We start from the raw sequence: 25713 nt of genomic DNA, 5'->3' as shown, positions 1-25713 counted from the left end.
TCGAATCCGCGAACGGGAACCGACGGCGATCGCGCTACTCGACGTAGCGGTACTTCCGTTCGCCCATTCGACCCCAGCCGTCGAAAACGAACTCCTCGCCGGGGGTCGTGAACTCCTCGACGTCGACGTCCATGTCGTGGTTGTGGGCGTCGTGGATCTCCTCGTAGTCCGCCCAGCTCATGTCGTACCGGTTCGCGAGCTGTTCGTCGACGTTCAGTGCCGCGATTTCGTCCTCCCAGCCGGGCTGGATCGTCTCGGCGTGGATCTCGGCCTGGGCACCGCTGCCGTAGGAGCCGACCAGCAGTTGCTCTCCCGTCAGATCGCGCCCGGCCTCCAGGGCCGTCTTGAGCGCGCTCACGCGGGCGACGTGAACCGACCCGGTGTACCAGTTGCCGACCTCGCGCGATATCGTCAGCGTCGGGTCGATGGTCGCGTCGTACCACTCCTGGTACCGAGCCGTCCCCTTGAGCGCGTCCATGTACTCGCGGAGCGCGTCGCGGTAGGCGTCGTCGGTATCGAACGCTTCGGGACGGGGCTGGCGGCCGATCTCCTCCGCGAGTTCGTCCTCGATCGCGGTGTCGCGCGTGATGTGGCGGTAGGCGAGCATCGCCGCCTTGCGGACCATCCCCGGGAACGGCGTGTGGAACGGCGCGAAGACGATGTCGTCGGGGTGGACGTCGCCCGCGACGCTCTCGTAGTCCTCGAGCGCCTCGCGCATCCGGGCGAGATACACCTGCACGGAGCGTTTGCCGTCGACCGAGGGGAACTGCTGGTTGGGTTTGAGGAAGTCGGTTTCGTCGGCCGAACCGTAACCCTGTTCGGCCGAGAGTTCGACCAGGTCGGGATCCTCGGCGATGTACATCGCGACCGCGCCCGCTCCCTGGGTGGCTTCGCCGGCGTCGCCGCGCGCGTAGAGTGCGGTGTCGGTCGCGATCACGAGCGCCCCGCGGCCGCGATTCCGTCCCGCCCGGATCCAGTTGTACGCGTCGTCGAGACTCTGGGTCCCGGCGATACAGGCGAACTTCCGTTCGCCCTTGTTCGCGTGGTGGAAGTCACCGTCGTAGACCTGCTCGAGACACCCCGCGACGTACGTCGAAACCGGCTTCGAGTTGTCGAACGCGCTCTCCGTTGCGACGTCGATTCGGCCGATATCCTCGGGTTCGAGCCCCTTGCGTTCCATCAGCCGGTGGGCCGCGTTGGCCGCCATCGTGACGATGTCCTCGTAACTGTCGGGAAACGAACTGGCCGTCAACCCGAGCCCCTTCGTGTACTTTTCGGGGTCTTCGCCCTTCTCGGGAGCGAACGTGCCGGGCAGGTCGAGTTTGAGATTTCCCGTCCAGATCTCGATCGCGTCGATACCGACTGCTGTCATAGGTGGAGACTATTGCCGACGCTATATGGTATTGTCGTTTGAGGATTCGACGATCGACGTATCGGGCGTCGGCGTTCGAGTCGCGATCCGACCGGCTACTCGTCGCCGACCAGGCAGTACGCGTGGCCCGGTTCCTCCATAACCGTCTCCCGGTCGTCGTCGTAGTAGTTCGAGAAGACGGCCCGCTCCGCGTAGTAGATCCGCCCGTCGACGGGAACCGGCGCACTGGTGACGCGACCCCGGTTCTCGACCCGCCAGCATCGGTCGCCCGTCTCCTTATCGAGGGCGTAGAGGTGACCGTCGTACGATCCGACGAGTACCGTCCCCGCGGTAACGGAGAGGGCACCGATGACGCGCCCGCCGACGTTCGTCGACCACAACTCGTCGCCGGACGCAGCGTCGATCGCGTAGACGTACTCGTCGTCGCTTCCCATGTAGACGACGTCTTCGTCGACGTCGACGGCCGGGTTCGACATGATCGACCCGTCCGTCTCGAAGACCCACTCCTGGGACCCGTCCTCGAGATCGAGGCAGTAGAATCTCTCGTCCCAGGAACCGACGTAGCCGTAGCCGTCGTGAGCGGCGACCGTCCCCTTGATTTCGGCGCCCGCGTAGAACGCGCCGCCTTCCCGCTCCTCGCCGTCCGCCTCGGCCTGGAACTCCCAGGCGAACTCGAGGGACGGAAACTCCCAGCAGTAGACGACGCCGTCGTTCGACCCGGCGAGGATCCGTCCCGCGTCGAGATCGATCGTCGGCGACGGGTGAGGCTGGCCCCACACGCGATCGTCGCTCCAGATGGGATCGCCGGTGTCCGGATCGATCGCCCAGAGAGCCCCCGACGAGGGCGATCCGTACTCCGCGATGACGTAGAGCGTCCCGTCGTAGTAGGCCGGACTCGACCCGACCGCGAGCGTCCCCCCGAGATCGTCCGATCGCGTCCGCCAGACGAAGTCGCCGGTCTCGAGGTCGAGCGCGTAGAGGTCGCCGTCGTAGCCGCCGATGTAGACCGTGTCCTCGACGATCGCCGGGGAGCCGTGAAAGCCGAGTTCCGTCGCACCCGTCCGCGTCGACCAGCGGAGTTCCCCGGTCGGCGCGTAGGCGTGGACCCACCCGGAGTCGCCCGCGATCGCGATCGTCTCCCCGTCGGGTGACGGGACGGGACTCGACTTCGCCGCGGTGTGTCCGACGTAGTTGATCGGGAACGTCCAGTTGACGCGCACGGACGACGGGACGACTTCGTCGGGGTAGTACCCGAGTCGACGCAGTCCGCGACGGAACAGTGAGACGTCGTCGTCGGGGTGTGTCGCGTACGCCGAGACCGAATCGGCCGGATCCGCGCCAGTACCACAGGTCTCGTCGGTCCCGGTACTGCTGTCGTCCAGGACCCCCGTATCGTCGCTACAACCGGCGAGGCCCGCGACCGCCGTCGCGCCGGTCAGTCGAAGGAGGCGCCGTCGAGATGGCATGACGGAACGCCCCCGATCGTTCCCGGGCGCTCGAGACTGGTTCGTCGGGTGCATGTGGAGTTCTTCTGTGTGTCGAGAACGCCGGCCAGCAAAATAAACCACGATTCTGCTGGGTTCGTCCAGAGCAGGCAAACCGGGGACAGTGGCGGTCCCGTTCGGCCGCCACTCGTCGACCCCACGGATCGACGGCCTTTCACCGAGTTGGACGGCGGTCGATCGCGACTGCTACTCCTGCTGGGCGTCCACGACGGCCACGCCAGCCAGGTTCACGATGTCCTTGACTTCGTCGCCGCGCTGGAGGACGTGGACCGGTTTGTCCATGCCGACGAGCATGGGACCGATCGCGTCCGCGCCGCCGAGACGCTGGAGCAGTTTGTACCCGATGTTCCCCGACTCGAGGTTCGGGAAGACGAGCACGTTCGCGGGTTCCTCGAGTTCGGAGAAGCCGTACGTTCCCTCGAGGATGTCCTCGACGACCGCAGTGTCGGCCTGCATCTCCCCGTCGACCGGGAAATCGACCTCGGGGTCGTTCTGGAGCATCTTCGCGGCCCGCCGCGGTTTGCGGGTTCCCTCGTTGTCCACGCTCCCGAAGTTCGAGTACGACAGCAGTGCGGCGCGGGGTTCGATGTTGAACCGACGGGCCAGTTTCCCGGTCTGTCTGGTCACTTCCGCGAGGACCTCCTCGTCGGGGTCCTGGTTGACCGTCGCGTCGGCCACGAATATCACGCGATTCTTGAACGTGAGCATGTAGACCCCCGCGGCGTAGTCGACGTCCTCGTCGGTGCCGACCACCTGCAGGGGCGGCCGAAGCGCCGAGGGATAGTGATGGGAGAGGCCGGTCAGGAGCGCGTCGGCGTCGCCCTGTTCGACCATCACGCTGCCGAAGTAGTTCGTGTCGTGCTCGATGAGTTCGCCCGCTTCGGACCGGGTGATCCCCTTGCGCTGGCGGAGTTCGTGGAGCCGTTCGGCGTACGCCTCGTAGTCACCCACGGAGGGGTCGGCGACCTGTGGATCGAAGTCGAGGCCGAGGTTCGCGGCCGTCTGGCGGATCTCGCTCTCGTCGCCGATGAGGATCGGGAGCGCGATGCCCTGCTCCTGGATCTGGTAGGCCGCCCGGATCATCTTCTCGTTCTCGCCCTCCGCGAGCGCGACCGTCTTCGGATCGCTCTTGGCCTTGTTGAGCACGACCCGCATCATCTCGCGGGACTTCCCGAGGCGGGCCTCGAGTTCCTCCTCGTACTCGTCGAGATCGATCTCGGTGCGGGCGGCACCCGACTCCATCGCGGCCTCCGCGATCGACGGCGCGACGCGGAACAGCACGCGCGGATCGACCGGTTTCGGGATGATGTAGTCGGGGCCGAACTGGAGCGGTTCGTCGCCGTAGGCCTTGACGACCGCGTCCGGCACGTCCTCGCGGGCGAGGTCGGCGAGGGCCCGGGCGCAGGCGACTTTCATCTCCTCGTTGATCTCGGTCGCGCGGACGTCCAGTGCGCCGCGGAAGATGAAGGGGAACCCGAGGACGTTGTTGACCTGGTTCGGGTAGTCGGATCGGCCGGTCGCCATGATAACGTCGTCGTCGCGGGCCGCCTTGGCCTCCTCGTAGCCGATCTCCGGATCGGGGTTGGCCATCGCGAAGACGATCGGATCCGAGGCCATCGACTGGATCATCTCCTGGCTGACGATGCCGCCGATCGAGAGGCCGACGAAGACGTCCGCTCCTTCCATCGCGTCCGCGAGGTCGCCCTCGCGTACGTCGCGGGCGAACTGTCGCTTGTACTCGTTGACCTCGCCGCGCTCCGCGCGCTCCCGGGTGATGATCCCCGAGGAGTCACACATGGTGATGTTCTCCTTCTTGCAGCCGAGCGAGACGTAGAAGCGGGCCGTGGCGATCGCGCTCGCGCCGGCGCCCGAGAAGACGATCTCGAGGTCTTCGAGGTCTTTCCCGGCGATGTCGGCGGCGTTGAGCAGGGCGGCACCGGAGATGATGGCGGTCCCGTGCTGGTCGTCGTGGAAGACGGGGACGTCGATCTCCTCGCGGAGCCGTTCCTCGATGGTGAAACACTCGGGGGCCTTGATGTCCTCCAGATTGATCCCGCCGAAGGTCGGCTCCATCATCTTCACCGCCTCGACGATCTTGTCCGGGTCGGACTCGTCGAGTTCGATGTCGAAGACGTCGATGTCGGCGAAGCGCTTGAACAGGACGCCTTTCCCTTCCATGACGGGTTTGGAGGCCTGCGCGCCGATGTCTCCCAGTCCCAGCACGGCCGAGCCGTTCGAGACGACGCCCACGAGGTTCCCCTTCGCGGTGTAGGTGTAGGCGTCCGTCGGGTCGGCGTCGATCTCCATACACGGGGCCGCGACGCCGGGTGAGTAGGCGAGCGAGAGGTCACGCTGGGTGTTCGTCGATTTCGTGGTCGAAATCTCGATCTTTCCGGGCGGATCCGTCCGGTGGTATTCGAGTGCGTCCTCGTCTAATCCCATACCGGTGACAGTGCGGGGCAGGACTAAAAACAATGCGAAGGGGAGTTTCGACACCTGTCGTAATCCCCGGCCGGACGTGGCCGACGGCGAACCAGCCCGGAAGTCGGGGATTCGACCGTTTTATACGCTCCGCCCAACTGGGATGGGATATGGACGTCGCGCTTGGTGGGACGTTCGACCCCGTTCACGACGGCCACCGACGGCTGTTCGAGCGGGCGTTCGAACTCGGAGACGTGACCGTCGGGCTGACCAGCGACGAGCTCGCACCCAGGACACGGCACGTCGAACGGCGGGTCAGGCCGTACGACGAACGAGAGCGGCGACTCGAAGCGGAACTCGAATCCTTCGCGGCGGAGTACGATCGCGAGTTCGAGATCCGGACCCTGGAGGAGCCGACCGGGATCGCGACCGAGCCCCAGTTCGACTACCTCGTCGTCTCGCCGGAGACCCGCGACGGCGGCGAGCGGATCAACGAGATCCGACGCGAGCGCGGGCACGACCCGCTCGAGGTCGTCGTCGTGCCCCACGTCCGCGCCGAGGACGGGGACATCATCTCGAGTACCCGGATCGTCGAGGGAGAGATCGACGAACACGGGGCCCTGCTCTCGGACGACGCCTGATACGGTTTACTGTAAGTCATTTCCGGCGCAACCGCGATCCGGGCGGCGGTTGCGCCGGTAAATCGTTACAGCAATCCGTATGAGTTGCCCCGCGGTTCTCGGTCCCGCCGATCGCGGCCCGTCACCGCGCTCGAACGGGCGCGTCTCATTTCCTATCGAACAATTCCGCGATCGACTGCGACCGTTTCGTCAGCGTATCGTACACTTACGAGGATAAGCGATCCGCTGACCGGTGAAACGGTCCCTACCAGCGCGGTGGCTCGAGCCCGGCCGATTCGAGGAGGTCCTTCCAGCGCGACTGGATCGAGAGTCGCGAGACGTCCGCGGCATCGGCGACGGCCCCCTGGGTCCGCCCGTCGCCGGCGACGAGCGACCCGGCGTAGAGACTGGCCGCGAGGACGGCCCGTTTCGATCGATCGGTCTCGGGAACGTCCGCGAGAAAGAGATCGATGGCACACGACCGTGCCCCGTCCGCGAGGTCGAGGCGATCGGCGACGGCCTCGAGTTCCTCGAGCCACGGTTCGTACTCGATGCGATCCCGGGCGCTGTGCATACGACGACCTATCGCGTCATCCGGGATAAACCCACGGACACGGCCGGGGATCGTCGACCCAGTCCGCTGAGAGCCGGTGAAACGATGCCCAATACGGAGCTACGCGGGGCAACGTTCAGCTACGAACGACTCAGGGAAACGGCCGTTCACAGCCGATTTCACTAGGAGACGACTACTAAAGCCGGGGAAGAGCCAAGGGTAGCACGACGCTTGTCGTTCGATCCCGGTCTGCGGCTCGCGTTCCGCTATGAAAGAACCAACGTGCAAACTCGTCTGTACCGGCTGTGGTCTCGAGATGCCGTACCGGGACCGATCGCTGGCCGAACAGGCGGCCGAACTCCACCAGCTCCGTGATCCGGAGCACGTGACGTTTATCGTGCCCCCGGACTGGTCACCGGAGGAACCGGTCAAACACGAGTAGGACGGATCGACAGCTTCTTACTCGATTCGAAAAAAGCGGGACGTGAGCGCGGGTAGCCAAGCCAGGCCAACGGCGCAGCGCTTAGGACGCTGTCCCGTAGGGGTCCGCCGGTTCGAATCCGGTCCCGCGCATTTTCACGGCGAACAACTCCGTGAGCCGTAAAAATCGCCGACCGGATTCGAACGAGGCAGAGGTTCTGCGACCGAAGGGAGCAGGTTCTCTGACGTTGTTCGAATCCGGTCCCGCACTGTCGTTCGAATCCGGGCCCGCGCGATCGGTCTCGATCGCGTCCCAGATCCCAACACTCGAACCGATCGCGAGCGCTGTCGATCGGAACGTGATCGACCGCGATCGATCCGCCACCGGATCGCGATCGGTCGACACGATCGCGGGCGAACCGCTCGGATGCCCCCAGATCCGATCGCTCGGACGACGGACACACGTCTGACGCTTCACAACGTTTATTCGCGCGCGACTGGGTGTTATGAGCAATGGCCGGATTAGACGACGTGTTCGGGGACATCTTCTCGAGCGTGGACGCGGTCGTCCTCTTCTCGCCGAGTGGGTCGTACTACGAGCGGTTCTCGAATCTCGACGATCTCGACCTGATCGTCGTGGGAACCGAAAACGCCGTGGGGGCCGAGACGTTCGTCGAACTCCCGCTCGCGTTCGACGAGATGTCCGAACGGATTCGGTTCGGAATCGAAGGGGCGTTCGAACAGGATCTGATCGAGGACGGCGACGTGCTCGCGTGCGCGACGGGCGTCTTCGGCGACGAGATCGACACCGTCTCTCGCGTGCGAGCGAGCGCGGACCAGCACACCGGTATCTACGACCTCTTCGCGAAATCGCGCGCGGAGCCGGACGTCATCAAGGCGGTGCTGGAACTGGCGATCGAACTCGGAAAGAAGGGCCAGAAGGGGAAGCCGGTCGGGGCGCTGTTCGTCGTCGGCGACGCGGGCAAGGTGATGAACAAGTCCCGGCCGCTGTCGTACAATCCCTTCGAGAAGTCCCACGTTCACGTCGGCGATCCGATCGTGAACGTGATGCTAAAGGAGTTCTCGCGGCTCGACGGCGCGTTCGTGATCTCGGACGCGGGCAAGATCGTCTCGGCGTACCGCTACCTCGAACCGTCGGCGGAAGGCGTGGACATCCCGAAGGGGCTGGGTGCGCGGCACATGGCCGGGGGAGCCATCACCCGCGATACGAACGCGATCGCGATCGTGCTCTCGGAGAGCGACGGGCTGGTGCGCGCGTTCAAAGCGGGAGAACTCATCCTGGAGGTCGATCCGGAGGCGTACTGATATGGTGGACTGGCAGACGCTGATCGACGAACCGGCCGTCATAGCAGCGGCGGTGCTGGCACTCGGGCTGGTGATCGGCTATCTCGTCGGCCGACTGAACAAGGAGTTGCTCACCGCCTCCGGCGTTCCCGACGCAGTCGAAGGGACACCGTTCGAGCGGACCGCCCAGTCGATCGGAACCTCGACGGTCGAGATCGTCGCGCGGTTGAGTTCGTGGTTCATCTACGGGATCGCCGTCCTGACGGCGATCCACATCGCGCAGTTGCTCGATACGAACGCGTTCTGGCTGCGCGTAACGGAGTTCATCCCGCAGGTGTTCATTGCCGTCCTCGTGCTCATTCTCGGCTTCATCATCGCGGACAAGTCCGAACTGGTGGTCAGCGAGTACCTCCGCGGGGTCAAACTCCCGGAGGTGTCGGTGATTCCGAAAATCGTCAAGTACTCGGTCCTCTACGTGGCGTTTATCATCGCGCTGGGCCAGATCGGCGTCCACGTTATCGCGCTGATGATTTTGCTGACGATCTACGCGGCCGGGATCGTGATCGTCGGTACCTTCGCGTTCAAGGACTTCCTCGTCTCGAGCGCGGCGGGAATCTACCTGTTGCTCAACCAGCCGTACAGCATCGGCGACGAGATCGAGATCGGCGACCAGTCGGGCATCGTCCAGGAGGTCGATCTGTTCGTGACGAAGATCGAGAGCGACTCGGAGGAGTACATCGTTCCCAACCGGAAGGTGTTCGAGAACGGGATCGTCCGGGTCAGGGAGTGACCCGTCTCAGTCGATCGAGAGGCCGGCGTGCCAGCGATCGACACCCGCCTCGCGCTTGACCGCGTCCATCTTCGCCAGCAGGTGGGTCGCGAGGGTTGCCGTCTCGGCCGCGCGTGACTCGCCTTCGGTCCGGAACTCGCCCGTTTCGCGGTTGGCGTAGACGGTACAGACGGCGCCGGCCCGGAGGCCGTAGAGAGTCGCGAGCGTGAGGATGGCGCTGGCTTCCATCTCGATGTTCTTGACGTTGGCTTCGGCGAGCTGATCGACGAGGTCGTCCGCGCCCGCGGCCTCGAAGCCGTCGAAGCCGGGGCGGCCCTGCCCGGCGTAGAAGGAATCGGCGCTCATCGTCACGCCGGTGTGGTAGTCGTAGCCGAGCCGTTCGGCGGCGGCGACGAGCGCCGAGACGACCTCGTGGTCCGCTGCGGCGGGGTAATCCTCGCGGACGTACTCGTCGCTGGTCCCCTCCTGGCGGACGGCCCCGGTCGTGATCACGAGGTCGCCGACGTCCATCTCGGCCTGGAGCGCGCCGCAGGAGCCGACCCGGATGAACGTGTCCGAGCCGACGCGGGCGAGTTCCTCGACGGCGATCGCGGCGGAGGGACTCCCGATCCCGGTCGAGGTGACGGAGATCGGCGTCCCCTCGGCGGTCCCCGTCGCGGTCCGGTACTCGCGGTGGTGGGCGACGACGTCGTGGTCGTCCCAGTGGGCGACGATCTTCTCGAGCCGTTCGGGGTTGCCCGGCAAGAGTACGGTGTCGGCGACGTCTTCGGGGCCGACCTCCAGGTGATACTGTACGTCAGCGTTGGGATCTTCGCTGTCCCCTGGCATTGAATAGCGGCGTTTCGCACCGACACTGTATATAAATGCGGGGCGGACGTAGCCCGCGTATGGGAGACGCGACGCTCTCGGACACCTACGTCGCCGCGATCCAGCACGATCGGGCCGACGTTCCGCCGGACGCGACGCTCGTCGGCGTCGTCCGGAGCCCGACCGGGTGGTTCCACGCGGCCGTCGACGAGAACGTACCCGAACTCGGGCTGCCGTCCGCCTTGCTCGACGAGATCAACGACGTCGAGGAGGAGTTCAAGATGCAGGGTCTCTGCGAGGAAGGCGCGCACAACGCAGCGTGGGATCGGGTCGACTTCGACGAGCGGTACCGCGAGCACATAGACGAATCCCCGGACGCCTGGGCGGCGTTCGAGTCGCTGTGCGATCGGCTGGAGAGCGGCGAGTCGATCGCGCTCGTCTGTTTCGAGAACACGGACAAGAAGCGGTGTCACCGGACGATCCTGCGCGATCGGCTCGAGACGCAACTGGCCGACGACTGAGCGGGACCACGGGCCAGCGGCGCTACTCGAGCGTCTCCTCCGTAATCGTGTTCGGCAGCAGATCGCCGAGCGCGTACTCTGAGGCGGGTTCTTCGTCCCCCTCGTCGCAGATCACGACGAGGTCGTCGTCGCAGAACTCGGTCAGCGTCTGGCGGCACATGCCACAGGGGGTGACCCCGTCGCGGCGGCTGGAACTGACTGCGATCCGCGAAAAGTCGCGGTGGCCGTTCTTGACCGCCTCCGCGATCGCGACCTCCTCGGCGTGGAGGCTGTTGCTGTAGTTCGCGTTCTCCAGGTTACAGCCGACGAACACCTCGCCGTCGGCGGTCTCGAGGGCGGCCCCGACGCGGTACTCGGAGTAGGGGACGTGCGACTGCGACTGGATCTCCCGGGCGGCCGCGACGAGTTCGTCTGCGCTCATGGCAAGAGGTATCTCGGGTTCGAGGAAGAAAGTACCGACCCGATCGCGATCGGCGGCCGCTCCCGGAATCAGTCTCCGTCCAGCAGGGACTCGATCGTCGCCCCGTCGTAGCCGACGGATGCGAGGACGTCCCGGGTGTGCTCGCCGTGGCCCGGCGTCTCCGACGGCGCGGGCGACGCACCCCTGATCGGCGAGAGGATCGCCGGGTCGTCGCCCCGCCTGACCATCCCGCGGTCGGCGAACTGGGGGTGCTCGAGCGCTTCCGCCGGCGTCAGGACTGGCGCGACTGGGACGTCCGGGTCGACGAACGCGACCCACTCGTCGCGGGTTCGCTCGGCGAACACGTCCTCGAGTTCGGCCCGGAGGGCCGCCCGTTCGGCCTCGTCGTCGGTCCCGTGGACGGACGCGAGGTCGGGGCGATCGATCGCCTCGCAAAACGCCTGCCAGAACTTGGGTTCGAGCGCCGAGAGCGTGACGTACCGGCCGTCGGCCGTCTCGTAGACGTTGTACCACGGGTGGCCGCCGGTGAGGAAGCCGCCGCCCGGCCGGGGCTCGTCGCCGTACAGGGCGGGCGTCGCGACCGCCTGCGAGAACGACAGCACCGCGTCCGAGAGCGAGCAGTCGAGGTAGGTGCCGCCAGCGTCCCCCAGTTCCCGCGAGAGCAGGGCCGAGACGATCGCGAACGCGGCGGACAGTCCGCCGGCCATGTCCGCGATCGGGTACCCTGGAATCCGGGGCCGTTCGTCGCGATCCGTTCGGGTCACGTCGAGCAGACCGGCCAGGCCGACGTAGCCGAGGTCGTGACCGGCGTGATCGCGGTACGGTCCCGCCTGCCCGTAGCCGGAGAGCGAGCAGTAGACCAGGTCGGGATTGCGATCGCGTACCGTCTCGTGGTCGATTCCGAGCCGATCGACGACGCCGGGGCGGAAGCTCTCGATCAGGACATCCGCGTCCTCGGCGAGTTCCAGGAACGCGTCGCGTCCGTCCTCGCGCTTCAGGTCCAGTGTGACGCTGCGTTTCCCGCGGTTGACCGCCTCGAAGACGGCGCCGGTGCCGTCGTCGGTAATCGGCGGCAGGTCCCGCGCGTAATCGCCGCGATCGGGCTCTTCGATCTTGATCACGTCGGCGCCGAGGTCGGCGAGCAACTGGGTGGCGTACGGACCGGGCAGGAGCCGCGTCAGATCGATCACGCCGATCGAATCGAGGTTCATACCTGCAGTCACGACGGGGCAGTACTTTATCGTCGGTATACGGAACCGAAACCGGATTCGAGTGGATCGGGCGAAGCGCTCGCCCGCCGATCCGGTATCAGTCCTCGCCGGACTCGTAGTGTTCGCCGGCGGCTTCCGGGAGGCGGGTGCGACCGACGAACACGAGGACGACGATGACCGTCATGTGCGGGATCGTCCGGATGAGTTCCGTCGGGATGGCGTAGCCCGCCGTCTGGAGCCCGGTTTGCATCGAGTTGAGTCCGGCAAAGAGGAACGAGCCGAGCAGCGCGCCGATCGGGTGGTAGTTCGCGAGCAGATAGGTCGCGATCGCGATGAACCCCCGGCCGCCGATCGCCGTGTCGCCGCCGCCGGCGAACGTCCCGAGGTGGCCCAGCGCGAACCCGGCGCCGCCGAGGCCGGCGAAGACGCCGGAGAGGAGCACCGCGGCGTACCGGACCTTGCGGACGTCGACGCCGGCCGTGTCCAGCGCCTTCGGATTCTCGCCGCTGGCGACGACCCACCGTCCGAACGCCGTCCGGGAGAGCAGGTACCAGCCGGCGACCGCGCCGACGAGCATGAGGTACACCTGCGGCGGCGTGTCGAACAGCAAGTGGCCGATTAGGGGGATCTCCGACAGCACCGGAACCGTCACCGAACCAAAGCGCGTGACGTTCGCGGTGTTCGGACTGCCGAAGACGATCCGCGAGGCGAACGGCGCGAGCCCGAGCGAGATTAGCCAGACCGCCAACCCCGCGATGATCTGGTCGGCCTCGAAGTCGATGCAGACGATCGCGAAGACCAGCGCCAGCAGGACGCTGACGAGGACGCCGACCAGCAGGCCCCACCACTGATTCGAGAGCCCCATCGTCGCGGCGCCGTCGCCGAGCCAGTGGACGGCGATGATCGAACTGAACGCCGACACGATGAGCAGGCCCTCGATCCCGATGTTGATGACGCCGCTCTTCTCGGCGAAGATGCCGCCGATCGCCGCGAGCGCGATCGGGACGGCCAGCCGAAGCGTCGCCGCCTGCCAGCTTGCCGGGGTGACCCACAGGAACGCGAGGAGGAGGACGCTTCCTCCGATCGCCGCCTCGAGCGGGCGCTGTGCCACCTGGTCGCGAGCGGCGCGGAGTCGCTTACGCATCGGTCTCACCTCCGTCGTCGGCGGTGCCGCCGTCCGCCCGCACCGGTTCCCGCGAGCCGACGTCGGTGTAGCGTCGGCCGAGCATCCTGAAGAACTCCGGCATCGCGACGAAGAGGATGATCAGGCCGGAGAGGATGCCCACGAGTTCCGGCGGGACGTCCGTCGCGGTCCCGATCGAGTTCGAGCCGCTATCGAGAACGCCGAACAGGAACGCCGCCGCGCCGACGCCGAGCGGGTTGTTGCCGGCCAGTACGGAGACGGCGATGCCGTCGAAGCCGATCGAGGGGACGTTCTCGAGCCAGCGGCCGTGGACCATGAGCACCCAGAACGCGCCGGAGATACCCCCGAGCGCCCCGGAGAGGGTCATGCTGGCGACGGTCATCCGCTTTTCGTCGACGCCGCCGTAGGCGGCCGCCGCGGGCTGGATGCCGCTGGTCCGCAGTTCGTAGCCGAACGAGGTTCGCGCGAACAGCCAGGCGATCCCGAGGATGAGCGCGACGGCGAAGCCGAGCGCGAGCAGCGAGAAGTCCATCCGCGGCTCGAAGCCGACGACCGGAACGGTCGGGATCTCCGCGTACTCGGGGACCGGCGCCGTCTGGGAGTTGTTGCTGTTCGGGTCCTGGAACTGCCAGGAGAGCAACGTCGACGTGATGCCGACCGCGACGAAGTTGAGCATGATCGTCGTGATGACCTCGTTGGCCTCCGCGTAGGCCTTCAGGACCCCCGGTATCGCGCCCCACAACCCGCCGACGACCGCCCCGGCGAGCACGCCCAGCGGGATGAGGGCGACCGTCCCGACGAAGCCGCCGGGGACGACTGCCCCCGCGTAGACGACCGTGACGGCCGTCGCGAGTCCGCCGATGACGAGTTGCCCCTGCGTCCCGATGTTGAGCAGGCCGGCGCGGAACGCCACCGCGACCGACAGCCCGGCGAAGATCAGCAGCGTCGTCCGCTGGAGGGTCTCCGCGAGGCTGTAGTTGGTGACGCTCCACCCGCCCTCGAGCGGGTGGCCCAGCGCGCCGAGGAACAGTTCGTAGTAGACCTGCATCGGGTTGTAACAGAACGTCCTGCCGGCGAGCTCGAGGCCGGCCCGGCAGGAGGCGTAACCGCCGGAGACGAACACGAGCACGCCGCCGACGAGGACGGCGGCCAGCAGTGCCGCGAGGCTGATGACGACCCGTTCGAGGACCGACGCCCGGACGAGCCGTTCGAGAAGCCGTTCGAATCGCTCTTTTGCTGCACTCATCGGGTCTCACCCTCGAGGTCGCCGGTCGCACCGTCGCCGCCGTCGTCGGCACGATCGGCCCCGGGACGGTGGCCGGCCATGAGCAGACCGAGGTCCTCCTCGGTGACGGCGTCGGGATCGGTGACGTCGATGAACTCCCCCTCGTAGATGACCGCCAGTCGATCGGACAGCGAGCGGACCTCGTCGAGTTTCGAGGAGACGAGCAAGATTGCGACCCCCTCGCGCCGGAGTTCGAGGAGTCGATCGTGGATGAATTCTGTCGACCCGATGTCGACGCCCCGGGTTGGGTGGGTCGCGACGACCAGCGACGGATCGCGCTCGAACTCGCGACCGACGATGAACTTCTGCTGGTTGCCCCCGGAGAACGAGTGGGCAGCGGCGTCGGCATCCGGCGGGCGGACGTCGTAGGTTTCGATGAGTTCTTCGGTGTGGTCGCGGACGTCCTCCCAGTCGATGCGACCGTCGTCGGCGAACTCCGGCGATCGTTGACTGCCGAGGAGGCCGTTTTCGACGAGATCGAACGGCATGACGAGGCCGCGCTCGTGGCGATCCTCGGGAACGTAGGCCATCCCGGACTCGATCCGCCGGCGGCGGGGCCACTCCGTGACGTCCTGGTCCTCGTAGCGGATCGTCCCCGTCTCGGGCGTTCGCAGGCCGGTAATCGCCTCGATCAGTTCGGCTTGCCCGTTGCCGTCGACCCCCGCGATGCCGACGATCTCGCCGGCGCGAACGTCGAGATCGATCCCGGAGACGACCTCGACGCCGCGAGCGTCCTCGACCGTCACGTCCCGGGTCGAGAGCACGACGTCGCCCGTCTCGACCGGTTCGGATTCGGCCTCGAGGATCACTTCCCGACCGACCATGCGCTCGGCCAGGTCCGTCCGACTCGTGGTGGAGGGGTCGACCGTCCCCACGGACTCCCCGTCCCGGAGGACGGTGATCGCGTCCGCGGCGTGGGTCGCCTCCTCGAGTTTGTGCGTGATGAAGATGATCGTCTTCCCCCGATCGGTGAGCTCCTCGAGGACGTCGTAGAGCCCTTCGACCTCCTGGGGCGTGAGGACGGCCGTCGGTTCGTCGAGGATAAGGACGTCCGCGCCGCGGTAGAGCGTCTTGAGAATCTCGACGCGCTGCTGGACGCCGACGCTCAAGTCCTCGACCGTCGCCGTCGGATCGACGTCGAACCCGTACCGATCGCAGAGGTCCCGTATCTCGGCGTCGATCCGATCGCGGTCGACCGCCATACCGAACCACTTCGTCGGTTCGTTCCCCAGCGCGATGTTCTCGGCGACCGTCATGGGGTCGACGAGCATGAAGTGCTGGTGGATCATCCCGATGCCGGCGTCGATCGCGTCCCGCGGCGTGTCGAACGATCGTTCCTCGCCGTCGACCACGACGCGCCCCTCCTCGGGTTCGTAGAGCCCGTAGAGGACGTTCATCAGCGTCGTCTTGCCGGCGCCGTTCTCGCCGAGCAACGCGTGGACGGTCCCCTGTTCGACGCGCAGGACCACGTCGTCGTTGGCGACGACGCCGGGAAACCGTTTGGTGATGCCGTCGAGGTGGACGGCGAGCTCGCCACCCGTCTCGTCCGGAGTCGCGGAGTTACCTGCCGCTCCCTCGGACGTTCCCGTCCCGTCAGTCGTTCCCGTTCCCGACTCGGTCATGCGATTACAGTTCGCTCGGGACGTCGATCTCGCCGTCGATGATCGCCTGTCTGGACTCCGCGACCTGGTCTTTGATCTCCTGGGGGATCTCGTCGCCGAGTTCGTCGCCGTAGACGGCGCCGACGCCCTCCGATTCGAGGCCAAGCGTCTCCGTCTGGCCGCCCTCGAACGCGTCGTCGACGACGGACTCCGCCGCCGAGTAGACCGCGGTGTCGACGCGCTTGACCATGCTCGCGAGGATGACGTCCGCGAAGTCCGGGTTGGACTTCGACTGGTCGTCGTCGACGCCGATCGCGAACCGGCCTTCCTCCTGGGCCGCCTGGAAGACGCCGATGCCGGTGCGTCCGGCCGCGTGGAAGACGATGTCCGCGTTCTGGTCCTGATACATCGTTCGAGCGGCCTCCTGTCCGCCGGCGGTGTCGTTGAAGTCACCGACGTACGACGAGACGACCTCGGCGTCCTCGTTGGCGTACTCGACGCCGGCTTCGAAGCCGGCCTGGAACGACTCGATCAACTGCGACTCCTGGCCGCCGACGAAGCCGACGACGCTTTCGTCCGGATTCGTCTCGCCGGCACCGGCCGAGAACTCCTCGGTGGTGAGCAGGCCCGCCAGGTGACCGACCTGGAACGATCCCTCCGGTTCGCCGAAGACGTAGTTCCGGACGTTGTCGGCCTCGACGACCGAGTCGACGATCATGAAGTTCTGGTCGGAATACTCGGGGGCGTTCCCGCCGAGCGCTTCGGCCTGCGCGAACCCGATACAGCAGATCAGATCGTAGTCGCCGGACTCGGCGAAGTCGCGCTGCGCGCCGTCGAACTCGCTCGCGGCCTCCGGTTCGGTCTCGTCGAACGAGAGGTCGAACTCGTCCCGAGCGTCGACGACGCCCTGCTTGGCCATGTCGTTGAACGAGTCGTCGCCGAGGCCGCCGGTCGCGTACACCATCCCGACCTGAACGTCCGCACTGCCTTCGTCGCCGAACCCACCGACACAGCCCGCCGTGGCGGTGAGCCCTGCGATCGCTGTTCCCTTCAAAATCGTCCGTCGATCTCGTACCATCGGGCAGACTAGCGCAAACCATCATTTTATACCCATCGAAACGGACATGTGTCGATTCATTACGATCGAGCACCCGGGCCGTCCGGCCGGCGACTCGATCGAGGACGGAGGCGTGTGCGTCGGCGCCGATCGGGGCCACGACGGACGAGTCGATCGGACACTCTCGAGGGGAACGAAATCCGGCCTCTCACGCCGAGCTAACGGTTGCAACCGCCGTCTCGATGTGCTCGGTGGCGTCGTCGATCAGGGTGTCGACGTCGTCGCTCTCGGCGTAGAGCCGGACGTACGGTTCGGTTCCGCTCGGACGGACCAGGAGCCAGGACGCATCGGCGAATTCCAGGCGGATGCCGTAGTCGGTGTCGACCGTCGCCTCCGGGAACGCGTCCGGGAGGGCCGTTTCGAGTTCGGCCATCGCGTCGGCCTTGGCCGCATCGGGACAGTCGACGCTGACCTTCCGGTAGGGTCGTTCGGTAATCGGCGCCCGGAGCGTGTCGGTGTCGCCGACGTCGGCGACGAGCGCGGCGACCGTGGCGGCGCTCGCGACGCCGTCGATCCAGCCTCCGAACGCGGTGTGGACGTGCTTCCAGGGTTCCGCGGCGAAGACGACCTCGGTTTCGGGGCCGCCCCGATCGCGCTCCCTGGCGATCCCCTCGTGGAGCGCGCCGAGGCGAACCCGCTCGACGCGCCCGCCCACCTCGCGGACCCGCTCGTCGATGCGGGCCGAGGCGTTCGGGGTGGTGACCACGACGGGGTCGTCGGCCTCGCTCTCGGCCGTGTAGTGGGCCGCGACCACGGCGAGGACCGTATCCTCGTGGATCACGTCGCCGTCGGGACCGAGGACGACGAGCCGATCGGCGTCGCCGTCGTGGGCCAGTCCGAGGTCGAACGCGCCGGCGGCGAGGAACGCGGAGAACTCGGCGAGCGTCTCGGGGGTCGGTTTGCTCGGCCGGGCCGGGAAGTGGCCGTCGACGGACGCGTTGACGCCGACCACGTCCGCGCCGAGTCGGTCGAGGACCTGCGGCGTCGCGAGCGCCCCCACGCCGTTGCCGCAGTCGACGGCGACCGACAGCCCTGCGAGCGGCCGATCGGTCGGCGTCGCGGACTCGCCGTCGCCCGCGAATCGATCGCGCACGTACGCGGCGACGGCCTCGCGGTACCGATCGAGGATCTCGTCGCGACGTGACTCGCCCCACTCGTCCCACGGCGCGATGCCGCTGTCCTCGCCGGTGACGCGGTCGTCGATCGCCCGTTCGGCGTCGCGGTCGTACTCGACGCCGTCCGCGAAGAGTTTGATGCCGTTGTCCTCGGGCGGGTTGTGGCTCGCCGTGAGCATCACGCCCCGGCGTCCGCGCGAGGCGAACGCGAGCGCGGGCGTCGGGACGACGCCGACGCGGCGGACGTCCGCACCGGCGCTCTCGAGGCCGGCCTCCATCGCGGCCGCGAGCGCCGGCCCCGTCTCCCGACCGTCGCGGCCGACGACGAACGTCGTTCCGGGATCGCCCGCCGCCTGTCCGACCGAGAGCGCGAGCGACGGCGTAACCTCCTCGACTGGACCCCGGATGCCTGCTGTCCCGAACAGTGTCATGGTGGCCCGTTCCGCGAGGAACTACTTATATGTCCGAGAAGGAGCGTCGTCCGCCATCCGTGGGCCGGGCCGCGAAATCGGGGACGGTCGGTCCCGTGACTTGGCGGCGATCGAGTCACGGCGAGAACGGGGACTCCGGCAGGAGGTCGAACCGGCGGTTAGTCGTCGTCCGCCGGGATCTCGTCGATCAGCACGACGGCTTCGCCGTTGATCACCGTCGCGTCGTCGTCCTCGTTCCGGATGACCGTCTCGAGGCGGTACTGGTCGTTGCCGAGGTCCTCGACGACCTCGACGCGGGCGGAGACGCGATCGCCGATGCCGACGGGGCCGCTGAACTCGAGGTCCTGCGAGAGGTAGATCGTGAGACCGGGGAGTCGGGCCAGCGCCGCGCTGATCAGGCCGGAGACGAGCGTCCCGTGGACGATGCGCTCGCCGAAGCGCGTCCCGGCGGCGAACTCCTCGTCCAGGTGAAGGCGGTTCGTGTCGCCGCTGACGTGGGCGAACGCGCGAACGTCCTCGTCGGACAGCACCTTCTCGAAGGTCACGGCGTCGCCGACGCTGATCTGGTCCGGATCGTCGACGGTCCGATCGAACTGCCAGTCGAGGCTCGAGTGATCGATCGAGGGAATGGACCCGGGAACGGTGTCGCTGTCCGTACGGTCCTCGCTATCGGAGGGGGGCAGCATGGCGGAGACCGCCGCGCGGTTCGCGGCTGTCGCACTCTGCAGGAGGGTCTGGGTCATCGCCGTCCACGCGTTCGTCATGGCAGCGAAGTTACTCCCCCCAGAGTTCTGGTGTGACATCTACCCGCGCATAAGCGTGTGGGGGTTATGACTTCTTTGGCCGAAGCAAACCGCACTTACTCTCCGAAATCCGGTTTTACCGGCTTTCAGTCCGATCCCGTACCGCGGTTCGATCGTAGGCCGGGTGGCGATCCGGATTCCGGAATCGGCCGACAGTCATCGCGGACTCGCCTCCACGTGACTCCTATCGCGGACTCGCAGCACACGACTTCGTCCTCGCCGACCCCGGACTTCGCGGCCGGGACGGGTGCGCCACCCGATACTCTCTGGGCCACGAAATACCATGTGTTCCATCTCATGGCATCAGATGGTTTCTGGGGGCAACCTTTATTACGATCGGGGACCTCCGTACAGGTGATGACGGACGACTCCGACCGATCGCTCTGGTTCCCGCCTGCGATGTTCACCGAACAGATGCAGGAGGCAGGCGAGCAGGTCGCCGAATCCCAGCAGGAGATGATGCGACAGTTGATGCAGGCGAGTTCAGCGAACCCGTTCGAGGGATCGTCCGCACTCGGCCCGATGAACATGGGAACGGCGACGTTCAAGGCTCGCGTCCAGAGCGGCGGTCGGATCAGCATTCCCGGCCCGGAACGGGAAGCCCTCGACATCGAGGAGGGCGATATCGTCCAGACGATCGTCGTCCCCGTCAAACGCAACCGAGACGAATAACCATGACCCAGAACCCATTCACCGCCGTCTTCGACGCACAGCGCACCGCAGTCGAACAGTCCCAGAACCTCACCCACGACGCCCTCGAGGCCCAGAAGACCTCGATCAGCGCCGTCTCCGACGCCGTCCAGACCTCGGGCGCGATGTTCGAGTCCAACGCCGAACTCACGAAGGGTGCGATCCACGCGTACTTCGACGCGATGGAAGCCTCGCTCCCCGAAGAGGCCGCAGACTTCGACGAGGCTCGCGAACTCGTCGACGAGAGCTTCGACGCCGCCACCGAGGCCCAGTCGCAGTCGCTCGAGGCCGTCCTCGACGCGATGGAGGAGTCCGAAGCCGCCTACGACGAGTTCGCCGGCAACTACTCCGAGGTCGTCGACTCCTCGTTCGACGCCTTCCTCGAGGCCCACGAGCAGGTCGAGCAGAACGTGACGGCCGTCGCCGAAAACGTCGAAGAGGCGGCCGACGAGTTCGACGTCTCGGCGTAACGTAGCCTCAGCCTTTTCACACTAGCTCCCCAATTTTAGCCAATGGCAGACTCACAGCAGCCCCAGGCGCAGAACTGGAACGAACTCGTCGAACAGTGGAACGAACAGTTCATCGAATCGCTCGAGGACAACATGGAGGCCCAGGCCCAGTTCGTCGAGAGCTGGTCGGAAGCCGTCGGCGAGGTCAGCGAGGAGAACGAGATCTCCGACGGCGTCGAGGGCTACGCCCGCGCCTACGAGACGTGGATGAACGCCTCCCAGCAGATGGTCGAGCGGATGAACGACGCGCTCGAGGGCGAAGACGTCGAGATGGAGGAGTTCCGTGACGTCTGGCTCAACACGGCCAACGAGGCGTTCAAGGAAGTCATGTCGACGACGGCGTTCGCCAAGATGACCGGGGAAACGGTCGGCGACGTCCTCGAACTCCAGCAGCAGGCCGACGAAGCCGCCGAGGAGACGCTGCACAGCCTCGGCTTCGCGACCGAGGGCGACGTCGTGGAGATCGGCGACCGCCTCGTCGAACTCGAGCGTCGTCAGCACGCCGTCGAGCAAAAACTCGACCGCGTCCTCGAACACCTCGACGAGCAATGATCAACCCGTACACAACCGTCCTGGACATGCAACGCCAGGCCTGGGAAAACGCGGCGGATCTGGCCGACAAGGGCCGGATCGCACCCGATCGCACCGAGACGCTCGAGAACGTCGAGGTCGGTCAGACCCCGAGCGAGGTCGTCTACGAGGAGAACAAGCTTCGGCTCCTCCACTACGAGCCGATGACCGAGGAGCAACACGACATTCCGATCCTCGTCGTCTACGCGCTGATCAACAAGCCGTACATCCTCGACCTCCAGTCGGACCGATCGGTCGTCCAGACGCTGCTCGAGGCCGGCTTCGACGTCTACATGGTCGACTGGGGCGAGCCCTCGAAGCTCGATCGATCGCTCACGCTCGACGACTACGTCAACCGGTACATCGACAACTGCGTCGACGTCGTGCGCGATCGTTCCGGGCAGGACGCGATCAACATCCTCGGCTACTGCATGGGCGGCACCAAGTCGGCCATGTACGCCTCGCTCTACCCCGAGAAGGTCGAGAACCTCGCCCTGATGGCCGCCGGTCTCTGCTTCGCCGGCGACGGCGGCGTCCTCGAACTCTGGGGGGCTGAGGACTACTACGACCCCGAGACGGTGACCGAGACCTTCGACAACGTGCCCGCGGAGTTCCTCGACATCGGGTTCGCGCTGATGGATCCGATCGCGAACAACCTGACGAAGTACGTCCGCTTCTACGACAACCTTGAGGACGAGGACTTCGTCGAGAACTTCGCCCGGATGGAGCGCTGGCTCGGAGAGGGGATCGACGTCGCTGGCGGCGCGTACGAGGAGTTCATCGAGGACATCTATCAGGAGAACAAGCTGTACGAGAACGAACTCCACCTGAACGGCAAGCACGTCGACATCACCAACATCGACATGCCGGTCCTCCAGATCGTCGCGGAGTACGACCACCTGATCCCGCCGGGGGCCTCCAAGCCGTTCAACGAGAAGATCCCCTCCGACGACACCGAGATCATGGAGTTCGCGACGGGGCACATCGGAATGTCGGTCTCCTCGCGGAGCCACGCCGAACTCTGGCCCGACGTCTGCGACTGGTTCGAGGCGCGATCGGTCGTCGAGGAGGAAGCCGAAGCAGCCGACACCGGGACGCCGACGTCCGACGAACCGGACGCCGCGCTCGCCGAGGACGTCGCGGGCGACGAGCACGGTGCCGAGGACCTGACCGATGGCGGCGCGACCGTCGAGCGGAGGGCCGACGACCTCCCCGGTGAAGCGCGCTCCGACGAAGAGATCGCCGAACGCGCCGAAGACGACGTCCAGGAAACGCCCGCGGAACCCGGAGAGATGGCCGTCGACGAGGACATCGCCGAGGACGTCACCGACGAGGAGATCGTCGAAGACTCCGCGGACGATCTCACCGACCTCACCGGCGTCGGCGAGGCCTACGCGACGGATCTCTCCGAGGCCGGCATCGAGACGTTCGACGATCTCGCGGCCGCCGATGTCGCCGACCTCGCGACCGAGACCGGAATCTCGCCGAGTCGGATCGAAGACTGGATCGAGCAGGCCGCGGACCGGTAGCCGGTCCGGGGTCGGTGCCTGGCATCCGGAAGGTCCGACCGGAAACACGTTCGAATTGCTGTATGTTCTGGTATCCCACAGGTCGTTATTTAGTATCGGAGGTGGAACGGTCCCGTATGTCTATGGAGGGACGCACCTGTGTCATCACGGGATCGGCACGCGGCATCGGGCGGGGCATCGCGGAGTACCTCGGCGAAAGGGGTGCGAACGTGGTCGTCAACTACCGATCGTCGGAAGGGCCGGCCCACGAAGCCGTCGACGCGATCGAGTCGGCGGGCGGTCAGGCGGTCGCGGCCCAGGCGGACGTCTCCGAACGCGACGAGGTCGAACACATGCACGAGGTCTGCCACGAGGCGTTCGGGCCCGCGGACGTGCTGGTGAACAACGCGGGAATCACCGCCGACGAACAGTTCACGGAGATGACTCGCGAGGAGTGGGATCGCGTGATGGACGTCAACCTCGGTGGGATGTTCAACTGTACCCAGGTGTTCTACGACGACATCTGGAACGCTCACGAGGGACGATTGATCAACATCTCGAGCGTCGTCGGGAAGCAGGGGAACTTCGGCCAGGCGAACTACGCCGCCGCCAAGAGCGGTATGTTCGGGTTCACCCGGACGATCGCGCTCGAACTCGCGAAAGGGGGGTCGACGGCGAACTGCGTCGCCCCCGGCTTCACGCGCACCGACATGCTCGAATCCGTCCCGGACAAGGTCCTCGATCGGATCATCGCCGGGATCCCCCTCGAGCGACTCGCCGAGGTCGAGGACATCGCGGCGGTCGTCCAGTTCCTCGCGAGCGAGAACTCCTCGTACGTCACCGGCGAAGTGATCGACGTCAACGGCGGGATGGACCTCTAGAGGTCACGATCTCGTCCGACCGGGCGATTCACTCGGACGGAGTATAATCCGCGTCAGGCGTCACGATCGGACTCGCGACGTTTCTCCTTCGCGAGAACCCGCACGTTCTCGATCGCCGTCTCGGGGTACTGGCCGTCTTCGTCCTTCTCGACGGCCTTGACCATGTCCCAGACGACGTTCAGCCCGGTCGTGACGCCCTCCAGGGCCTCCATCTCGCAGCCCGTCTTGCCGGTCGTCTCGACGGCCACCTCGAGTTCGACCCGATCGTCGCCCAGATCAAACGCGGTGTCGACGTTCGTGATCGGGATCTGGTGGCACATCGGGATCGTCTCCCAGGTGTGTTTGACGGCCTGGATCGCGCTGACGCGGGCGGTCGCGAGCACGTCGCCCTTCCCGATCTCGTCGTCGCGGATCGCCTCGATCGTCGACGGCCGGAGGCGGATCTCGCCGGCCGCGACGGCCCGGCGATCGCTGTCGGGCTTGTCGCCGACGTCGACCATCTGGACGTCGCCCTCAGCGGTGGTGTGGGTGAGGTCGTCGGCCGGGGCGTCCTCACTCATCCGTCTCACCCCACAGGACCGCGGGGATCTCCGCGAGCAGATCCGACGCGAGGAAGCCGTGTTCGTCGCGCTCGGCGAGGCGTTCGCCGGAGAGTCCGTTGACGTGGGCGGCCGCCGTCGCGGCGTCCATCGGGTCCGCGTGTTCGAGGAGCGCCGCGACGATTCCCGCGAGCGTGTCGCCGGTGCCGCCGACTTTCATGCCGACCGTTCCGGAGCGACTGATCCGCGTTCGATCGCCGTCGGTCACGACGTCGTCGGCCCCCTTCGCGAGGACGACGTGGCCGAGGTCCGCCGCGAAGGCCTCGATCTCGTCGGCGACGGCGGCCAGGTCGTCGGTCTCCGGCCCGCCCATCCGCGCGAGTTCGCCCCGGTTGGGCGTACAGACCAGCGTCGCGTCGGTCTCGACGTCGGGGACGACCGCGAGGGCGTCGGCGTCGACGACCACCCTCCCATCGTAGGACTCGAGGAACCGACGAGCGCCCTCGAGGGTCTCGTCGGCGGTCCCCAGCCCCGGCCCCAGGACGACCACGTTGTCGTACTGCGTGGCTACCTCGAGGAGCTCTTCGGCCCGATCGGGCGTGAGGCGGTCCTCCTCGTAGGGCTGGACGATGAGATCCTCGGCGTACCCCTGTATTTCCCGGGCGACGACGTCGGGTGCGGCGACGAAGGAGAGTTCCGCGCCGGCCCGCAGCGCCGCCTGTGCGGCCAGCGCCGGCGCGCCCGTGTAGGGGCCGCCGCCGATGATGTACGGCCGGCCGTCGCGATCGGCCGGGCGGGCGAGTCGAACGTCGCCGGGGCCGGCGAACCGTTCCGCCGCCGCCGGGATGCCGATGTCCGCGACGGTCACGGCGGCGTCGAGGTCGGCGAGGCCGGGCTTCTCGTCGTGGAAGGTGACGACGTGGTCGGCCGCGACGCCGTTTTCGGCGTGGTCACCGCCGTCCGCGTCGAATCCGGAGGGGACGTCGACCGCGAGGACGGTCGCGTCGGACTCGTTGATCGCCGCCGCGGCGGTGGCGGCTGGCTCGCGCAACTCGCCGCTGATCCCGGTCCCGAGCATGGCGTCGACGATTACGTCGCAGTCGGGCAGGTCGAAGGTCCGCGAGTCGGTCACCTCGCGGGTCTCGTAGTCGGCCCGCTGGAGCGCGTCCCAGTTCTCGCGGGCGATCTCGGTCCCGATCGCCGCCGATCGGCCGAGCAGGATCGTCGTCACGTCGTACGCGTCCAGAAAGCGGGCGGCGACGAACGCGTCCCCGCCGTTGTTCCCCCGTCCCGCGACGATGGCAATCCGATCGCCGGGATCCGCGATCGCCCGGACCTGTCGGGCGACGGCGTTCCCGCTCGACTCCATCAACTGCTTTCGCGGGACGCCGAGCGCGGCGGCGTTCTCGTCGACGGCTCCCATCCGCTCGCCTGTAATCATACGCGGGGATTCGACCGGACGGCCGTTCAAGATTGCGGACGCCCGCGGTGGTTGCGTTACGTTGTGTTCTCGTTCACTCGTTGCGCGAGACGTGCCGATTGGGGTTCCGGGTCCCGAAGTGTACTTTGTGATG

25 protein-coding genes and 1 tRNA gene are annotated in these 25713 nt (G+C 66.7%); 11 read left to right on the top strand and 15 right to left on the bottom strand.

All coding sequences use genetic code 11. From position 1 onward, the window contains the following. Positions 1-34: 34 nt before the first annotated feature. From hmgB to AC6I6X_RS02220, 3 genes are all read right to left on the bottom strand, one after another. On the bottom strand, positions 35-1372 hold the full coding sequence (gene hmgB, locus AC6I6X_RS02230) for a hydroxymethylglutaryl-CoA synthase (protein WP_497928882.1): 1338 nt from the start codon (positions 1370-1372) through the stop codon (positions 35-37). 95 nt (positions 1373-1467) lie between these two features. Beyond that, positions 1468-2838: an outer membrane protein assembly factor BamB family protein gene (locus tag AC6I6X_RS02225; RefSeq protein WP_497928881.1), complete on the bottom strand. Its 1371-nt coding sequence runs from the start codon at positions 2836-2838 to the stop codon at positions 1468-1470. Positions 2839-3063: 225 nt separating this feature from the next. Further along, positions 3064-5319, bottom strand: coding sequence for an NADP-dependent malic enzyme (locus tag AC6I6X_RS02220; protein WP_497928880.1), 2256 nt, complete (start codon positions 5317-5319; stop codon positions 3064-3066). Between the two features lie 149 nt (positions 5320-5468). On the opposite strand from AC6I6X_RS02220, the gene AC6I6X_RS02215 reads away from it, so the two are divergent. Next, on the top strand, positions 5469-5939 hold the full coding sequence (locus tag AC6I6X_RS02215) for a phosphopantetheine adenylyltransferase (RefSeq protein WP_497928879.1): 471 nt from the start codon (positions 5469-5471) through the stop codon (positions 5937-5939). Between the two features lie 244 nt (positions 5940-6183). Here AC6I6X_RS02215 and AC6I6X_RS02210 read toward each other — a convergent pair whose 3' ends face one another. After that, on the bottom strand, positions 6184-6492 hold the full coding sequence (locus AC6I6X_RS02210; protein WP_497928878.1) for a transcription initiation factor IIB family protein: 309 nt from the start codon (positions 6490-6492) through the stop codon (positions 6184-6186). A gap of 247 nt (positions 6493-6739) precedes the next feature. On the opposite strand from AC6I6X_RS02210, the gene AC6I6X_RS02205 reads away from it, so the two are divergent. The 4 genes from AC6I6X_RS02205 to AC6I6X_RS02190 all read left to right on the top strand — a co-directional run bounded on the left by AC6I6X_RS02205 (position 6740) and on the right by AC6I6X_RS02190 (position 8986). Continuing rightward, on the top strand, positions 6740-6913 hold the full coding sequence (locus AC6I6X_RS02205; protein ID WP_165874869.1) for a hypothetical protein: 174 nt from the start codon (positions 6740-6742) through the stop codon (positions 6911-6913). Positions 6914-6959: 46 nt separating this feature from the next. After that, positions 6960-7044, top strand: a tRNA-Leu gene (locus tag AC6I6X_RS02200). 360 nt (positions 7045-7404) lie between these two features. Then, the gene (gene dacZ, locus AC6I6X_RS02195; protein ID WP_497928877.1) at positions 7405-8217 is read left to right on the top strand and encodes a diadenylate cyclase DacZ; all 813 of its coding nucleotides are present in this window, start codon (positions 7405-7407) and stop codon (positions 8215-8217) included. 1 nt (position 8218) lies between these two features. Further along, complete coding sequence (locus tag AC6I6X_RS02190; protein ID WP_497928876.1) at positions 8219-8986, top strand: mechanosensitive ion channel family protein; 768 nt, start codon at positions 8219-8221, stop codon at positions 8984-8986. Between the two features lie 6 nt (positions 8987-8992). Here the strand turns inward: AC6I6X_RS02190 and AC6I6X_RS02185 are convergent, their stop codons facing one another. Beyond that, positions 8993-9814, bottom strand: coding sequence for a nucleoside phosphorylase (locus AC6I6X_RS02185; RefSeq protein ID WP_497928875.1), 822 nt, complete (start codon positions 9812-9814; stop codon positions 8993-8995). Between the two features lie 59 nt (positions 9815-9873). Here AC6I6X_RS02185 and AC6I6X_RS02180 point away from each other — a divergent pair, with 59 nt between their 5' ends. Then, complete coding sequence (locus AC6I6X_RS02180) at positions 9874-10314, top strand: DUF488 family protein, N3 subclade (protein WP_497928874.1); 441 nt, start codon at positions 9874-9876, stop codon at positions 10312-10314. Between the two features lie 22 nt (positions 10315-10336). Here AC6I6X_RS02180 and cdd read toward each other — a convergent pair whose 3' ends face one another. From cdd to AC6I6X_RS02140, 8 genes are all read right to left on the bottom strand, one after another. Next, on the bottom strand, positions 10337-10735 hold the full coding sequence (gene cdd / locus AC6I6X_RS02175) for a cytidine deaminase (RefSeq protein ID WP_497928873.1): 399 nt from the start codon (positions 10733-10735) through the stop codon (positions 10337-10339). 68 nt (positions 10736-10803) lie between these two features. After that, positions 10804-11946 (bottom strand): CaiB/BaiF CoA transferase family protein, encoded by a 1143-nt coding sequence (locus AC6I6X_RS02170; protein ID WP_497928872.1) that lies wholly within the window; start codon positions 11944-11946, stop codon positions 10804-10806. A 97-nt stretch (positions 11947-12043) separates the two neighbouring features. After that, positions 12044-13090, bottom strand: a complete 1047-nt coding sequence (locus AC6I6X_RS02165; protein WP_497928871.1) for an ABC transporter permease — start codon at positions 13088-13090, stop codon at positions 12044-12046. Continuing rightward, entirely contained in the window at positions 13083-14336 is a 1254-nt protein-coding gene (locus AC6I6X_RS02160; RefSeq protein WP_497928870.1) for an ABC transporter permease, read from the bottom strand. Before AC6I6X_RS02160 ends, AC6I6X_RS02165 begins: the two co-directional genes overlap by 8 nt. Beyond that, positions 14333-15997: an ABC transporter ATP-binding protein gene (locus tag AC6I6X_RS02155; RefSeq protein WP_497928869.1), complete on the bottom strand. Its 1665-nt coding sequence runs from the start codon at positions 15995-15997 to the stop codon at positions 14333-14335. Before AC6I6X_RS02155 ends, AC6I6X_RS02160 begins: the two co-directional genes overlap by 4 nt. A 4-nt stretch (positions 15998-16001) precedes the next feature. Continuing rightward, positions 16002-17054, bottom strand: coding sequence for a BMP family lipoprotein (locus AC6I6X_RS02150; protein ID WP_497928868.1), 1053 nt, complete (start codon positions 17052-17054; stop codon positions 16002-16004). A 187-nt stretch (positions 17055-17241) separates the two neighbouring features. Beyond that, positions 17242-18639 (bottom strand): phosphohexomutase domain-containing protein, encoded by a 1398-nt coding sequence (locus AC6I6X_RS02145; RefSeq protein ID WP_497928867.1) that lies wholly within the window; start codon positions 18637-18639, stop codon positions 17242-17244. A gap of 158 nt (positions 18640-18797) precedes the next feature. Continuing rightward, positions 18798-19442 (bottom strand): MaoC family dehydratase, encoded by a 645-nt coding sequence (locus AC6I6X_RS02140; protein WP_497928866.1) that lies wholly within the window; start codon positions 19440-19442, stop codon positions 18798-18800. A 357-nt stretch (positions 19443-19799) separates the two neighbouring features. On the opposite strand from AC6I6X_RS02140, the gene AC6I6X_RS02135 reads away from it, so the two are divergent. From AC6I6X_RS02135 to AC6I6X_RS02115, 5 genes are all read left to right on the top strand, one after another. Then, on the top strand, positions 19800-20114 hold the full coding sequence (locus AC6I6X_RS02135) for an AbrB/MazE/SpoVT family DNA-binding domain-containing protein (protein WP_497928865.1): 315 nt from the start codon (positions 19800-19802) through the stop codon (positions 20112-20114). A gap of 2 nt (positions 20115-20116) precedes the next feature. Further along, complete coding sequence (locus tag AC6I6X_RS02130) at positions 20117-20602, top strand: hypothetical protein (RefSeq protein WP_497928864.1); 486 nt, start codon at positions 20117-20119, stop codon at positions 20600-20602. A gap of 42 nt (positions 20603-20644) precedes the next feature. Continuing rightward, a complete protein-coding gene (locus tag AC6I6X_RS02125; RefSeq protein WP_250139778.1) occupies positions 20645-21193 on the top strand; it encodes a poly(R)-hydroxyalkanoic acid synthase subunit PhaE in 549 nt (182 codons plus the stop codon). Continuing rightward, positions 21190-22740, top strand: coding sequence for a class III poly(R)-hydroxyalkanoic acid synthase subunit PhaC (gene phaC, locus AC6I6X_RS02120; protein ID WP_497928863.1), 1551 nt, complete (start codon positions 21190-21192; stop codon positions 22738-22740). The genes AC6I6X_RS02125 and phaC overlap by 4 nt, the downstream gene beginning before the upstream one ends. A 116-nt stretch (positions 22741-22856) precedes the next feature. Then, positions 22857-23600 carry a beta-ketoacyl-ACP reductase gene (locus tag AC6I6X_RS02115; RefSeq protein WP_497928862.1) on the top strand — a complete coding sequence of 248 codons (744 nt, stop codon included), beginning with the start codon at positions 22857-22859 and terminating at the stop codon, positions 23598-23600. 53 nt (positions 23601-23653) lie between these two features. Here AC6I6X_RS02115 and moaC read toward each other — a convergent pair whose 3' ends face one another. Next, positions 23654-24160, bottom strand: a complete 507-nt coding sequence (moaC, locus tag AC6I6X_RS02110; RefSeq protein ID WP_497928861.1) for a cyclic pyranopterin monophosphate synthase MoaC — start codon at positions 24158-24160, stop codon at positions 23654-23656. After that, entirely contained in the window at positions 24153-25580 is a 1428-nt protein-coding gene (locus AC6I6X_RS02105) for an NAD(P)H-hydrate dehydratase (protein ID WP_497928860.1), read from the bottom strand. The genes moaC and AC6I6X_RS02105 overlap by 8 nt, the downstream gene beginning before the upstream one ends. Between the last annotated feature and the right edge of the window lie 133 nt (positions 25581-25713).

The sequence above is a fragment of the Halosolutus sp. YCN4 genome (assembly GCF_059736495.1).
Note: the sequence above shows the minus strand (reverse complement) of the source record. Positions and strands in the feature narration are given on the sequence as shown.

What these genes read in the sequence shown, in the direction of transcription:
- AC6I6X_RS02210 (WP_497928878.1), bottom strand. Translation starts at nt 6,492, where the DNA reads ATGCACAGCGCCCGGGATCGCATCGAGTACGAACCGTGGCTCGAGGAA.
- AC6I6X_RS02150 (WP_497928868.1), bottom strand. Translation starts at nt 17,054, where the DNA reads ATGGTACGAGATCGACGGACGATTTTGAAGGGAACAGCGATCGCAGGG.
- AC6I6X_RS02180 (WP_497928874.1), top strand. Translation starts at nt 9,874, where the DNA reads ATGGGAGACGCGACGCTCTCGGACACCTACGTCGCCGCGATCCAGCAC.
- AC6I6X_RS02130 (WP_497928864.1), top strand. Translation starts at nt 20,117, where the DNA reads ATGACCCAGAACCCATTCACCGCCGTCTTCGACGCACAGCGCACCGCA.
- AC6I6X_RS02145 (WP_497928867.1), bottom strand. Translation starts at nt 18,639, where the DNA reads ATGACACTGTTCGGGACAGCAGGCATCCGGGGTCCAGTCGAGGAGGTT.
- hmgB (WP_497928882.1), bottom strand. Translation starts at nt 1,372, where the DNA reads ATGACAGCAGTCGGTATCGACGCGATCGAGATCTGGACGGGAAATCTC.
- AC6I6X_RS02205 (WP_165874869.1), top strand. Translation starts at nt 6,740, where the DNA reads ATGAAAGAACCAACGTGCAAACTCGTCTGTACCGGCTGTGGTCTCGAG.
- phaC (WP_497928863.1), top strand. Translation starts at nt 21,190, where the DNA reads ATGATCAACCCGTACACAACCGTCCTGGACATGCAACGCCAGGCCTGG.
- cdd (WP_497928873.1), bottom strand. Translation starts at nt 10,735, where the DNA reads ATGAGCGCAGACGAACTCGTCGCGGCCGCCCGGGAGATCCAGTCGCAG.
- AC6I6X_RS02155 (WP_497928869.1), bottom strand. Translation starts at nt 15,997, where the DNA reads ATGACCGAGTCGGGAACGGGAACGACTGACGGGACGGGAACGTCCGAG.
- AC6I6X_RS02135 (WP_497928865.1), top strand. Translation starts at nt 19,800, where the DNA reads ATGACGGACGACTCCGACCGATCGCTCTGGTTCCCGCCTGCGATGTTC.
- AC6I6X_RS02160 (WP_497928870.1), bottom strand. Translation starts at nt 14,336, where the DNA reads ATGAGTGCAGCAAAAGAGCGATTCGAACGGCTTCTCGAACGGCTCGTC.
- dacZ (WP_497928877.1), top strand. Translation starts at nt 7,405, where the DNA reads ATGGCCGGATTAGACGACGTGTTCGGGGACATCTTCTCGAGCGTGGAC.
- AC6I6X_RS02185 (WP_497928875.1), bottom strand. Translation starts at nt 9,814, where the DNA reads ATGCCAGGGGACAGCGAAGATCCCAACGCTGACGTACAGTATCACCTG.
- AC6I6X_RS02215 (WP_497928879.1), top strand. Translation starts at nt 5,469, where the DNA reads ATGGACGTCGCGCTTGGTGGGACGTTCGACCCCGTTCACGACGGCCAC.
- moaC (WP_497928861.1), bottom strand. Translation starts at nt 24,160, where the DNA reads ATGAGTGAGGACGCCCCGGCCGACGACCTCACCCACACCACCGCTGAG.
- AC6I6X_RS02165 (WP_497928871.1), bottom strand. Translation starts at nt 13,090, where the DNA reads ATGCGTAAGCGACTCCGCGCCGCTCGCGACCAGGTGGCACAGCGCCCG.
- AC6I6X_RS02190 (WP_497928876.1), top strand. Translation starts at nt 8,219, where the DNA reads ATGGTGGACTGGCAGACGCTGATCGACGAACCGGCCGTCATAGCAGCG.
- AC6I6X_RS02220 (WP_497928880.1), bottom strand. Translation starts at nt 5,319, where the DNA reads ATGGGATTAGACGAGGACGCACTCGAATACCACCGGACGGATCCGCCC.
- AC6I6X_RS02115 (WP_497928862.1), top strand. Translation starts at nt 22,857, where the DNA reads ATGTCTATGGAGGGACGCACCTGTGTCATCACGGGATCGGCACGCGGC.
- AC6I6X_RS02170 (WP_497928872.1), bottom strand. Translation starts at nt 11,946, where the DNA reads ATGAACCTCGATTCGATCGGCGTGATCGATCTGACGCGGCTCCTGCCC.
- AC6I6X_RS02125 (WP_250139778.1), top strand. Translation starts at nt 20,645, where the DNA reads ATGGCAGACTCACAGCAGCCCCAGGCGCAGAACTGGAACGAACTCGTC.
- AC6I6X_RS02225 (WP_497928881.1), bottom strand. Translation starts at nt 2,838, where the DNA reads ATGCCATCTCGACGGCGCCTCCTTCGACTGACCGGCGCGACGGCGGTC.
- AC6I6X_RS02105 (WP_497928860.1), bottom strand. Translation starts at nt 25,580, where the DNA reads ATGATTACAGGCGAGCGGATGGGAGCCGTCGACGAGAACGCCGCCGCG.
- AC6I6X_RS02140 (WP_497928866.1), bottom strand. Translation starts at nt 19,442, where the DNA reads ATGTCACACCAGAACTCTGGGGGGAGTAACTTCGCTGCCATGACGAAC.